The 11,992-nt window shown below is 59.5% G+C and carries 9 protein-coding genes; 4 read left to right on the top strand and 5 right to left on the bottom strand.

Annotated elements, in window-relative coordinates; genetic code table 11:
* Positions 1 to 20: 20 nt before the first annotated feature.
* The gene (locus J3P82_RS25665) at positions 21 to 986 is read left to right on the top strand and encodes a CobW family GTP-binding protein (RefSeq protein WP_434559626.1); all 966 of its coding nucleotides are present in this window, start codon (positions 21 to 23) and stop codon (positions 984 to 986) included.
* A 12-nt stretch (positions 987 to 998) separates the two neighbouring features.
* Here J3P82_RS25665 and J3P82_RS25660 read toward each other — a convergent pair whose 3' ends face one another.
* Entirely contained in the window at positions 999 to 1,421 is a 423-nt protein-coding gene (locus J3P82_RS25660) for a DUF3301 domain-containing protein (RefSeq protein WP_186633224.1), read from the bottom strand.
* A 118-nt stretch (positions 1,422 to 1,539) separates the two neighbouring features.
* Here J3P82_RS25660 and pdxY point away from each other — a divergent pair, with 118 nt between their 5' ends.
* On the top strand, positions 1,540 to 2,412 hold the full coding sequence (gene pdxY / locus J3P82_RS25655; protein ID WP_434559624.1) for a pyridoxal kinase PdxY: 873 nt from the start codon (positions 1,540 to 1,542) through the stop codon (positions 2,410 to 2,412).
* A 57-nt stretch (positions 2,413 to 2,469) separates the two neighbouring features.
* Here pdxY and J3P82_RS25650 read toward each other — a convergent pair whose 3' ends face one another.
* Positions 2,470 to 2,955, bottom strand: a complete 486-nt coding sequence (locus J3P82_RS25650; RefSeq protein ID WP_186611335.1) for an acyl-CoA thioesterase — start codon at positions 2,953 to 2,955, stop codon at positions 2,470 to 2,472.
* A gap of 257 nt (positions 2,956 to 3,212) precedes the next feature.
* On the opposite strand from J3P82_RS25650, the gene J3P82_RS25645 reads away from it, so the two are divergent.
* The gene (locus J3P82_RS25645; RefSeq protein ID WP_434559622.1) at positions 3,213 to 4,976 is read left to right on the top strand and encodes a cation:proton antiporter; all 1,764 of its coding nucleotides are present in this window, start codon (positions 3,213 to 3,215) and stop codon (positions 4,974 to 4,976) included.
* A 22-nt stretch (positions 4,977 to 4,998) separates the two neighbouring features.
* Here J3P82_RS25645 and J3P82_RS25640 read toward each other — a convergent pair whose 3' ends face one another.
* From J3P82_RS25640 to uvrD, 3 genes are all read right to left on the bottom strand, one after another.
* Positions 4,999 to 5,406, bottom strand: coding sequence for an SMI1/KNR4 family protein (locus tag J3P82_RS25640; RefSeq protein WP_003187120.1), 408 nt, complete (start codon positions 5,404 to 5,406; stop codon positions 4,999 to 5,001).
* A gap of 140 nt (positions 5,407 to 5,546) precedes the next feature.
* Positions 5,547 to 6,422: a Tim44 domain-containing protein gene (locus tag J3P82_RS25635; protein ID WP_186633215.1), complete on the bottom strand. Its 876-nt coding sequence runs from the start codon at positions 6,420 to 6,422 to the stop codon at positions 5,547 to 5,549.
* 240 nt (positions 6,423 to 6,662) lie between these two features.
* On the bottom strand, positions 6,663 to 8,846 hold the full coding sequence (gene uvrD / locus J3P82_RS25630; protein ID WP_186633212.1) for a DNA helicase II: 2,184 nt from the start codon (positions 8,844 to 8,846) through the stop codon (positions 6,663 to 6,665).
* Between the two features lie 260 nt (positions 8,847 to 9,106).
* Here uvrD and J3P82_RS25625 point away from each other — a divergent pair, with 260 nt between their 5' ends.
* Positions 9,107 to 11,980 (top strand): putative bifunctional diguanylate cyclase/phosphodiesterase, encoded by a 2,874-nt coding sequence (locus J3P82_RS25625; RefSeq protein ID WP_434559620.1) that lies wholly within the window; start codon positions 9,107 to 9,109, stop codon positions 11,978 to 11,980.
* Positions 11,981 to 11,992 lie beyond the last annotated feature (12 nt).

Raw genomic sequence — 11,992 nt, 5'->3', positions numbered from 1 at the left:
CCGTCGAAAAACTATCGATCATGTTGCAGAACATTCCCACCCATGTCATTGCCGGGCCCTTGGGGGCAGGCAAGACCAGCTTGATCAGGCAACTGCTGGCCCAGCGCCCGGCTGATGAACGCTGGGCGGTGTTGATCAATGAGTTCGGTCAGATCGGCCTGGACGCCGCGCTGCTGAGCCAGGCTGCCGATGGTATCGCACTGGGCGAAGTGGCCGGGGGCTGTTTGTGTTGCGTCAATGGCGCGCCGTTTCAGATTGGCCTTGGCCGTTTGTTGCGCAAGTCGCGCCCACACCGTCTGTTCATCGAACCTTCCGGGCTGGGTCATCCTGCGCAATTATTGCGGCAGCTGAACCACGCGCCCTGGCTGGGTGTACTGGCTGTCCAGCCTTGCGTGCTGGTGTTAGACGCCCGGGCGTTGGCTGATGGCAAGCCATTGCCTGATGCGCAACGACAGGTCTTGGCTGATGCCGGTTTATTGGTATTGAACAAATCCGAAGGCCTGACCGAAACCGATCGCCAGCGCATCTCTGCGCAGCTGCCGGAGGTTGGGTTGTACTGGACGCACCAGGCTGCGTTGCCTGTCGATCGATTGCCTGGCCTTGGCACTCGCGGCAACGGTGTCGTGGGTAACTTGGCGCTGCCCAAAAGCCTCGGGCTAATGCCGTCCATTTGGAGTGACCCAACGTCGCCGATTTGCCTTTATCAGCAACAGGGCGAGGGATGGAGCATCGGATGGCGCTGGCATCCGAGCCAACGATTCAACGTGGCGGCGGTGTCTCGATGGCTACAAGGCGCCCTTTGGGAGCGGGCGAAAATGGTCATCCACAGCGATGGCGGTTGGGTTTCAGCCAATGCGTTGGAAGGCGGGACGTTGGAGTGGCAAGCAAGCGAGTGGCGGCAGGATTCGCGAATTGAACTGATTTTCTCCGAGCCGCAAGACTCGGAAGCGCTTCAAGCAGGCTTGGCGAGTTGTCGCCTTCCATGATTCCTGCTTATTTCAGGGCTTCCACTTGTTGTGCTCCTGGCGCCACTGGCTCAGCTCGATGACTTCAGCCCTGGGGCGGGTCTGGACCGACTCGATCGGCGGTGGCGGCGTCTCTTCGAACGGCATGGGGTAGGGTGCGAGTTCGATGTGAGCACTGTGCGCCCCGAACTGCGTGATGGTGCCCGAATGACGGGTCTCACCCGTCACCGTGAACTCGAAATTATAGATCCGTGCCAGCCGTCGTCGCCCGCTGGCGTCCTTTACGAAGCCGATCTTTCGTAGCGCCACGTTGCCATCCAACAACTCGATCTTGAGGTTGGCGCAATGTTGCATGACCCTCGCCAAGGCCCGTTCGCGCAAGCCATGGTTGTGCCACAGCCAAGCGCCGCCGGTAGCCAGCAGCATCAGCACGAAAATGTTTCCAAGGGTCAGCATGAACGAGGTGCTCCAACAAGTTGCCGTCAGCTTAACTGTCTCGCCGGTCTGTCGTACAGGCTGTGTTTAGTCGCATACTGCGCGGCTTGAATTTCATTCGTTTTACGGAACCAGCCGCATGAAACGTACGCCTCATCTGCTTGCCATCCAGTCCCATGTGATATTTGGTCACGCCGGCAACAGCGCTGCCGTATTTGCGATGCAGCGGGTTGGGGTAAATGTCTGGCCGCTCAACACCGTACAGTTTTCCAATCACACCCAGTACGGACAGTGGGCCGGAGAAGTGCTTGCGCCGGCCCAGATACCGCTTCTGGTAGAGGGCATCGCTGCGATTGGCGAGTTGGGCAATTGCGACGCGGTGCTGTCTGGTTATCTGGGCAGCGCCGCCCAGGGGCAAGCCATTCTGGCGGGCGTAGCGCGGATCAAGGCATGCAATCCCAAGGCGCTGTACCTGTGTGACCCTGTCATGGGACATCCGGACAAGGGCTGCATCGTGGCGCCCGAGGTGAGCGAATTCCTGCTGGAAGAGGCGGCCGCCGTGGCGGACATCATGTGTCCGAACCAGTTGGAGCTGGACAGCTTTTCCGGGCGCAAGGCGCAATCCTTACTTGATTGCCTGGCTATGGCTCGCGCGCTGTTGGCCCGTGGACCGAAGGTCGTGCTGGTTAAGCACTTGGCTTACTTCGGCAAGCCAGACGACAGCTTCGAAATGCTGCTGGTGACAGCTGATGGCAGCTGGCATCTGCGCCGACCATTGCTGGCGTTTCCCCGTCAACCCGTGGGGGTGGGTGACCTGACCTCGGGATTGTTCCTGGCGCGGCTATTGTTGGGAGACAGCCTGGTAGCGGCTTTCGAGTTCACCGCTGCGGCGGTACACGAAGTGCTGCTGGAAACCCAGGCGTGTGCAAGCTACGAGCTGCAGTTGGTTCGCGCCCAGGATCGAATCGCCCATCCGCGCGTGCGCTTCGAAGCCGCGACGATCAGCCAATGACCGAGAAAAATCAATGTGGGAGCCAGTTCGCTCCCACATTGATTTTTGACAGCCCTATCAAGGCCCGTCTGCCTTGATTTCCTGATAACGCCGCTCCAGCTCCTGGCGGATCTGACGCCTTTGCTGGGCTTGTTCGTAACGGCGTTTTTCCTCGCCATTTTGCGGTTGCAAGGGAGGAACGGGCGCGGGCTTGCGCTGGTCATCCACCGCAACCATGGTGAAAAAGCAGCTGTTGGTATGGCGGACCGAGCGTTCACGGATGTTTTCGGTCACGACCTTGATGCCCACTTCCATCGACGTGTTGCCGGTGTAGTTTACCGACGCCAGGAACGTCACCAGCTCGCCAACGTGAATGGGCTCGCGAAAAATGACCTGGTCGACCGACAGCGTCACCACATATCTCCCCGCGTAACGGCTGGCACAGGCGTAGGCGACTTCGTCGAGGTATTTGAGCAAGGTGCCGCCATGGACATTGCCAGAAAAGTTGGCCATATCGGGGGTCATCAACACCGTCATCGACAGCTGGGCGTTTCCGGGTTCCATAACATTCTCACGGTTCAAGGCAGCCAATCGGGAGTGCGCCTCTGCGGACGCTGGCGGATCATTCCAAAACCACCGATATCGGGACGTTGCGCCCGCAGTTGCCGTCACGCTTCGGTGGATCTGTTTCGATATATTGCACCGTCTTTCTGCCAGAAGTCGCGGTGTTACCCTTCAAAAGCCCCTCGCAAGGGCATTTCCTACAAAGGAAACGGACTTATCCACCAACGATGAGTCATTTTGAACAGGGAGCCTCGTCTATGCATGCCATCAGTTTTATCCAGGATCTGGCGATCATCATGATGGCTGCGGGGCTGGTGACCGTACTCTTTCATCGTTTCAAACAACCGGTGGTGCTGGGCTACATCGTCGCAGGCTTCATCATCGGCCCGCACACACCGCCGTTCGGGTTCATCCATGACGAAGACACAATAAAGACCCTGGCCGAGCTTGGGGTGATCTTCCTGATGTTTTGCCTGGGCCTGGAGTTCAGCCTTCGCAAGTTGTTCAAGGTGGGGGCCACGGCATTCATCGCTGCGTTCCTCGAGATCGTGTTGATGATCTGGATCGGCTACGAGATAGGTCGCTGGTTCGACTGGAGCGCCATGGATTCGCTGTTTCTCGGCGCTATTCTCGCAATCTCCTCGACGACGATCATCGTCAAGGCCCTCAATGACCTGAAGATGAAAAACGAGCGCTTCGCGCAGCTCATATTCGGCGTCCTGATTGTCGAGGATATCCTCGGCATCGGCATCATCGCCTTGCTGTCGAGCATCGCCGTCAGCGGCACGGTCAGCTCCGGCGAAGTTTTTTCGACGGTCGGCAAGTTGTCGCTGTTCATGATCGTCGCCCTGGTGATCGGCATTTTGCTGGTGCCGAGGCTCTTGGCCTATGTGGCGAAATTCGACAGCAACGAGATGCTGCTCATCACCGTGTTGGGCTTGTGCTTCGGCTTCTGTCTGCTGGTGGTAAAGCTCGAGTACAGCATGGTATTGGGAGCGTTTCTGATCGGTGCGATCATGGCCGAATCCCGGCAGCTGCTGAAGATCGAGCGACTGGTGGAGCCGGTGCGTGACTTGTTCAGCGCCATTTTTTTCGTCGCCATCGGCTTGATGCTCGATCCCGCGATCCTGCTGCAATATGCTTGGCCCATCGCGGTAATCACCGTAGCGGTGGTGTTGGGCAAGATGTTGTCTTGTGGCCTGGGTGCCTTTATCGCCGGTAACGATGGACGTACCTCGCTGCGCGTTGGGATGGGGCTTTCGCAAATTGGCGAGTTTTCTTTCATCATCGCCTCGCTGGGGATGACATTGCAGGTCACCAGCGATTTCCTGTACCCGGTAGCCGTCGCCGTCTCGGTGCTGACCACGCTGTCCACCCCTTACCTGATCCGTGCTGCGGACCCCTTATCTGTGAAACTGGCGACGGTGATGCCGCAACGGCTAACACGGGTGCTAGGCATGTATGGCGAATGGTTGAGCAGCATCCAACCCCAAGGCGAGGGCGCGCTGGTGGCGGCTATGATCAGGCGGATTTTGTTGCAGGTGGGCGTCAATCTGGCGTTGGTGATCGCGATTTTTGTTTCTGGCGGCTATTTCGCCGAGTGGATGTCGACGTATCTGCAAGCATGGATCAGCGATCCAAGCTGGCAGAAAGCATTGATCTGGGGCGGGGCACTGCTGTTGTCACTGCCGTTCCTGATTGCTGCATATCGCAAGCTCAAGGCGTTGTCGATGCTGCTGGCAGAGCTGGGTGTGAAGCCGGAAATGGCCGGCCGTCACACTCACCGCGTCCGTCGGGTGATTGCCGAAGTGATCCCCATTCTTTCGCTACTGGTGATTTTCCTGCTCTTGGCAGCCTTGTCGGCCAGTATTCTACCGACCAACAAGTTGCTGGTATTGATCGCCGTGGTGGCGATTGCCGTGGCGGCGTTGCTCTGGCGCTGGTTCGTGCGCCTTCACACGCGTATGCAGGTGGCGTTGCTGGAAACCTTGGAAAATCACAAGGAATCGTCCGGGCATTGACCGACGGCAGGCGTCTGGCGGATCAGCTTTCCAGCCAGACGTCCCGCGCCCAGTGCCAGACTGATTCCCAGGTTTCCTCGGCGATCAGTTCTTCTTCGGCCTGCCACAGCACCACTGTGCCGTCCTCTTCGACGCAATAGTAATCGTCGCCGTCCTGGCAGATCGGAATCAGGCTGCGGTCCACGCCAGCATCCCAGGCATTTGCCGCTACATCCGGCAAGTAGGTGTGGGATTGCGGGTCGGTAACGGTCACCGGTTCCAGGCTGCCGTATACAACGTCGCTGACCGTCAGCAAAAACTCCCTGAACACGAACGGTATATCGATGAACAACTGCTCTTCGATCTCTACCAGCAAATCTTCGTCGGGCAGCTCCAGCGGGACCGGTACGGGCTCGTTGGCTTCACGCAATTGTTCGATGATTTCTTCCACGTCCGGGGATCCTCTTTCTCGATGGCGCGGTTTTATATGGAGCGGTTTATACAGTAGCTCGCTATAGATGCAACCGCGAAATAGAGAACCCCGGCCTGAGCCGGGGTTCTTTTATTTCAACATGCAAAACGGGCAAAGGTTCAACCGTTCTGGCGGATACCGGCCACCATCCAGGGCTGGTCATCGCCCTGGGCACGTTCCATGTTCCAGCTTTCGCTGAACGCTTCGCCTTTGTCGAAGCGAGAATCCTTCGACAAACCACTGAAGGTCAGGGTGGCGATGGTCTTGTCGGCGCGATCGTCGACGCCATCCAGTTGCACCTGCAGATTGTCGATATAGGTGGACTGGAAGCCATCACCCAGCTCGGCGCGTTCGCGCTTAAGGAACTCCAGCAGCTGCGGGGTCACGAACTCGGCAATTTTGTCCATTTCGTTCGCGTCCCAATGTTGCTGCAGGGACATGAAGTGGCTACGCGCCGCTTCGATGAAACGTTCTTCGTTGAACCAGGCCGGCGCATTGATGACCGGACGAGCGGCCACAGGCGCTGCCGAACCACCGAAAATCGAACCGCTGGCAGGCGGCTGGTTGAACACCTCACGCTGCATTGGCGCATGGCCGGCTGGAGCCAGTTGCTCTTGCTGCTTGCGACGACGAGCGGCAATGAAGCGGAAGACCAGGAAGGCGATGACCGCCATGATCAGGATGTCGAAGATTTGCATGCCTTGGAAGCCGTCGCCCATGAACATGGAGGCGAGCAGGCCGCCGGCGGCGATACCGGCCAGGGGGCCGAGCCAGCGCGATGCGCCGCTGGCCTTGGTGGCAGCGCCTGCGGCACCGGCCGCGCCTGCGGTGGCAGCAGTGGACCCGGCCGCAGAGGACGGCGCCATCTGGCTGGTCTGGTGAGTCGGGGCCGCGCCCGAACTTTTACCACCGCCAAAACGCTTGGCGGCATTGGCGTCGATTGCCATCGTCAGGCCGATGCACAGCGCCATGGCGATGCTAAGAAAACGTTTCATATAAAGGCATTCCCATTTGTGAGTAGCACGCGGCCCATGTTGCACAGGTGAACTGTTGCTGGCTAGCGGCAGAGTGTTTCGGGCTTTTGCATGACAGCCGAGGTTCAGGTTCGCTTGCGCAAGAGGCTTGTTCGATTTGGGCTGTAGGAAAGGGGGACAAGTTCTATCAGAAATGCTTCGGCGTCCTAAAATAACCTATGGGCCGCGTGTCAGCTCGCTTCCCACAGGTTTCCACGCACTTCAAATGGCCTCGAGCTTGGCGTACCCCAGCATCAGCCATTTGCTGCCTTCGCTGAAGTTGACCTGGACCCGGGCCTGGGCTCCAGCGCCTTCGAAATTGAGGATCACGCCGTCGCCAAATACCGAATGGCGCACAGCCTGGCCGAGGCTGAAGCCGGTTTCCGGTATATCGCTGCCGCCAAACAGGCTGCTGGTGCCTTGCTGCTGGCTGCCGCCGAACGGACGGCTGACGCTGTTGGAAAGCCGCACTTCCTGGATGAGACCCTTTGGCACTTCGCGTACGAAACGAGACACCTTGTTGTAGGTCTCGCTGCCATATAAACGACGGGTTTCAGCATAGGTCAGCACCAGGTTCTGCATGGCCCGGGTAATGCCGACGTAGGCCAGGCGCCGTTCTTCTTCCAGGCGGCCCGGTTCTTCCAGACTCATCTTATGTGGAAACAGGCCTTCCTCCATGCCCACCAGGAATACGTACGGGAACTCCAAGCCCTTGGCGCTGTGGAGGGTCATCAACTGAATGCTGTCCTCGTGCTCATCGGCCTGGGTGTCGCCGGCCTCCAGGGATGCATGCCCCAGGAACGCCGACAAGGGGGACAGGTCCCCATCCTCGTCCGTGGTTTCGAAGTTGCGCGCAGCGCTGACCAATTCCTCAAGGTTTTCCACCCGGGCCTGGCCTTTTTCGCCCTTTTCTGCTTCGTGGTAAGCGATTAGGCCAGACTGCTCGATGACGGTCTGGGTCATCAAGTGCAGGGGCATCTCGGCGCATTTGGCAGCCAGGTCTTCTATCAGATCAATAAACGCCTTCAGCGCCCCGGCTGCGCGGCCGGTTACGCCTTTATTGTCGACCAACTGGCGCATGGCTTCCCACATCGACACGTGGCTGTGGCGGGCATGGTCGCGAATCGCTTCGACGGTTTTCTCGCCAATGCCCCGCGTCGGCACATTGATCACCCGCTCCAGGGCGGCATCGTTGCCGCGCCCTTCGATCAGGCGCAGGTAGGCCATGGCGTTCTTGATCTCCGCGCGCTCGAAGAAACGTTGGCCGCCGTAGATCCGGTAAGGGATCCGCTCGCGCAACAAGGCTTCTTCCAAGACCCGCGACTGCGCGTTGGAGCGATACAAGATGGCGATATCGCTGCGGGCCAGGCCGGTCTTCAAGGCGCTTTCGATGGTTTCCACTACATAGCGGGCTTCATCGTGTTCATTGAATGCGGCGTAGAGATTGATCGCCTCGCCTTCGCTGCCGTCAGTCCAGAGTTCTTTGCCCAGGCGGCCGGTGTTGTTGGCGATGAGGGCGTTGGCGGCCTTGAGGATGCCGGCGGTGGAGCGGTAGTTCTGTTCCAGGCGGATGACTTCGGCGTCCGGAAAGTCCGCCGAATACTGATGGATATTTTCGATTTTGGCGCCGCGCCAGCCGTAGATCGACTGGTCGTCGTCGCCTACGACCATCAGGCTGTCGCCGCCCTTGGCGAGCAGGCGCAGCCACGCGTACTGAACGGCGTTGGTGTCCTGGAATTCGTCCACCAGGACATGCCGGAAGCGTTTCTGATAGTGCGCCAACAGGCCCGGATGGTCGCGCCACAGGTCCAGCGCCCGCAGCAGCAGCTCCGAAAAGTCGATGACCCCGGCACGTTGGCATGCTGCTTCGTAGGCTTCGTAGATGCTGCGCATGGTCGCCAGGAACAAGTCGCCACTGGCCTGGATGTGTTGCGGGCGCAGGCCTTCGTCTTTCTGGCCGTTGATGAACCACTGGGCCTGACGGGCGGGCCAGCGTTGTTCGTCCAGGCCCAGTTCGCGGATGACGCGCTTGACCAACCGCTGCTGATCGTCGCTGTCGAGGATCTGGAAGGTCTGGCTCAGGCCGGCCTCCTGCCAATGGGCACGCAACAGGCGGTGCGCCAGGCCGTGGAACGTACCGACCCACATGCCGGCCGGATTGAGGCCCATCAACTGTTCGATGCGATGACGCATCTCGGCAGCGGCCTTGTTGGTGAAAGTCACTGACAGGATCGAATGGGGCGAGGCGTTCTCGACCTGGATCAACCAGGCGATACGGTGCACCAGCACTCGGGTCTTGCCGGAGCCGGCACCGGCCAGGACCAATTGACGGCCCACGGAGGCAGCAACTGCCTGGCGTTGGGCATCGTTTAGGGAGTTCAACAGAAGGGAGAGATCATCGCGCATCGAAGCATTCTAGGGTGCGGCGTCACCCCGGGCAAACCGAGCTTCGCATCAGCCGATAAAAGACCGTTTGTTGATGACCGGCTGGTCAGCGCTTACAAGCCTTTGCGGGTCGGGCTTGACGCGACTGGCACTCAATGAAATGGCAGTTTTTTCAGCATTTTTATGAGCGAGAGCAGTGTGGGATGCTCTTTGGCTTGTGTATGCTCGGGGCTCGTTTCGGATGCACCATGCATCCTTGAATAAGAACAAGAACATCACCTATGACCTTCAATTCCGATCTGGCGGGCCCTTGTGTGGAGCCACGGATCATCTGCAAGCAGTACGCCACGGAAATGGCGGTCGAACGCACAAGGTTGTTGTATCAGGGCTCGCTGCTGCCCACCCTCTTCATGCTGATCAACGGGCTGGTCTGCGCCGGGCTGTTGTGGGAGCCGTCGCGTTATTTCCTGGTGAGTGTGTGGCTGGTCTGGCTGCTGTCACTGGTGGCGCTGCGGGTGATTCAGGTGGCCGCTTTCGATTCAGCGATACCCAGCCGCCAAGCGCACCCGGTCTGGTTGCGTATGTTTTTGTTGGGCTCGGCCATGACCGGCCTGACGTTGGCGGCTGCTGGCATCGCCCTGGTGCCGGCTGACAGCTTTCAGCAACAGGCGTGGGTGTTTGGGCTGATTGGCGCAGCCACCCTTTCGGCCAGCGTCGCTTATGCCGTGAGTCTTCCGGCATTCCTATCCTTTACGCTGCCCTGTCTGATACCGGCCATCGGTTATCTTTTCTGGGGCGGTGATGAGCATCAGCGCGGATGGGGTTGGCTCGGGCTGATTGTGCTGGTGTCGCTCAGCGTGGTGGCCTGGCAGGTCAACCGAGTGATACGAAATGGAATGTTGCGGCGATTCCAGAACCAGGCGCTGATCGAGCACCTGCAGCAGACGCAAGCCCGTAGTGCGCAGCTTAACGAGGCATTGGGCAGGGAAGTCGAACAACGCCGTTCTGCCGAGGCCCAGCTGCGTACGGCGCAGATTGGGCTGGAGGCGCGGGTCGAGCAGCGCAGTCTTGAGCTGGAGGTGGCCAGCCGAGCCCTGAGTAAAAGTGAAGCGCGTCTGGCGCTGGCCCTAAAGGCCAGCGAGCTGGGGTTGTGGGATTGGAACCTGCAGACCGATGAAGTCCATCACACCCAACTCAAGGAGCTGTTTGGCCTGGAGCCCGAATACATCACTGCCATGCTCAGTCATCTCACTCCGCGCCTGCATCCTCAGGATCTCCCGGCGCTCAAGCGCGCCCTGATCGAGCATCTCAAAGGGCGCAGCGAGGATTACCAGATCGAATACCGAGTGCGCCATGGGGACGGTCATTGGGTCTGGATCGAAGATCGCGGCCGGGCGGTTGAGCGCAGCGCGAGTGGCCGGGTGCTGCGCATGGTCGGCACCCGGCGAAACATCAGCGCCAGCAAAGAGCTGGAACAACAGCTGCAACTGGCGGCCACGGTGTTCGAAGCCGCCAGCGAAGGTATTGTGATTTTCGACCCCAACTACGCATTGCTTGCGGCCAATCAGGCATTCACGCGGGTGACGGGCTTCAATATCGCCGACATGCTGGGTTGCAATGTGGTTGATTTGCCGTGCAGTCGCGACGCGCGCCGGCACTATCCGATCATCCGCCAGGCCTTGAAGCAGCATGGCACTTGGCAAGGCGAGCTGGTGGAGGCGCGCGCCAACGGCGAGCTCTACCCGCAGTGGCTGCAATTGAATGTTGTGCGAGACCCTCGGGGAAATGTCAGCCATATAGTGGGCTTCTTCGCTGATCTTTCGGCTCGGCGCGAGTCCGAAGAGCGGATGCGTTATCTCACCCATTACGATGAGCTGACCGGGTTGGCGAACCGCTCGCTGTTCCGCGAGCGCCTGAACGAAGCCCACCAGCGAGTGCGCCAGGGCGGGCGGCGGAGCCTGGCGTTGCTGCACATCAACCTGGACCGTTTCAAACTGCTCAACGACAGCCTTGGTCATGACATCGCCGATCAATTACTGCAGAAAATGGCCCGGCGCTTGATCAATGCATTGCCCGAAGCCGAAACCATCGCCCGGTTGTCCGGCGACGAGTTCGCGGTACTGTTCGACGCCTATGGCAACCTTTCGAGTCTCGCCCGGGTGGCGACCCGGCTGGCGGCCAAGCTGCGCGTGCCGCTGACCGTGGAAGGCCACGAGCTGGTGATCAGCGCATCCATCGGCATCAGCCTGTTGCCTGACACTGCGCGGGAAGTTTCCACACTGGTCAGCCAGGCAAACATAGCCATGCAACATGCCAAGCATCTGGGGGGTAATAACTTTCAGTTTTACACCGACAGTTTGCAGGCCAGCACGCTGGAGCGGCTGCAACTGGAAAACCAGTTGCGCAAGGCTCTCGAAGAAAAACAGCTGAAGGTCTTCTATCAGCCCAAGCTGTGCCTGGCGACCGGTCGCTTGAACGGCGCCGAGGCGTTGGTGCGCTGGGACCATCCCACCATGGGTCGAGTCCCGCCGGGGGATTTCATTGGCTTGGCTGAAGAGACCGGTCTAATCGGGTCGATTGGTGAGTTCGTGTTGCGCCAGGCCTGTTGGCAGGCATGCGAATGGCAGCGCCAAGGGCTTGAGCCGATCAGGATGTCGGTCAATCTGTCGGTGCACCAATTGCGCCAGGGAAAGCTTGTCAGCCTGGTGCGGCAAGTGCTGGAAGAAACCGGCTTGGCGCCCCAGTACCTGGAGTTGGAGTTGACCGAGAGCCAGCTGCTCGACAGCGTCGAACACATCATTGCCACGTTCCAGCAGCTGCGCGACCTTGGGGTCAAGCTGGCGATTGACGATTTTGGTACTGGCTACTCATCCCTGAGTTATCTCAAGCGTATCCCGGTGGACTACGTGAAGATCGACCAGGCATTCATTCGCGGGCTGGGCGAGGGCAGCGTCGACACGTCCATTACCCGAGCGATCATTGCAATGGCCCATGGACTGTCGCTTAAGGTAGTGGCCGAAGGCGTCGAGCGGCAGGAGCAGCTCGATTTTCTCAGGGACGAGCGTTGCGATGAGGTGCAGGGGTATCTGATCAGCCGCCCCGTGGAAGCCGAGGGGCTGGCCGGGTTATTGCGGATGCAACACTTGGCGGAATGAACCTGATCCTCG

Source organism: Pseudomonas sp. Z4-20 (genome assembly GCF_051131955.1).
GTDB lineage: Bacteria > Pseudomonadota > Gammaproteobacteria > Pseudomonadales > Pseudomonadaceae > Aquipseudomonas > Aquipseudomonas marvdashtae.
This window is presented reverse-complemented; position numbering and strand designations above follow the sequence as displayed.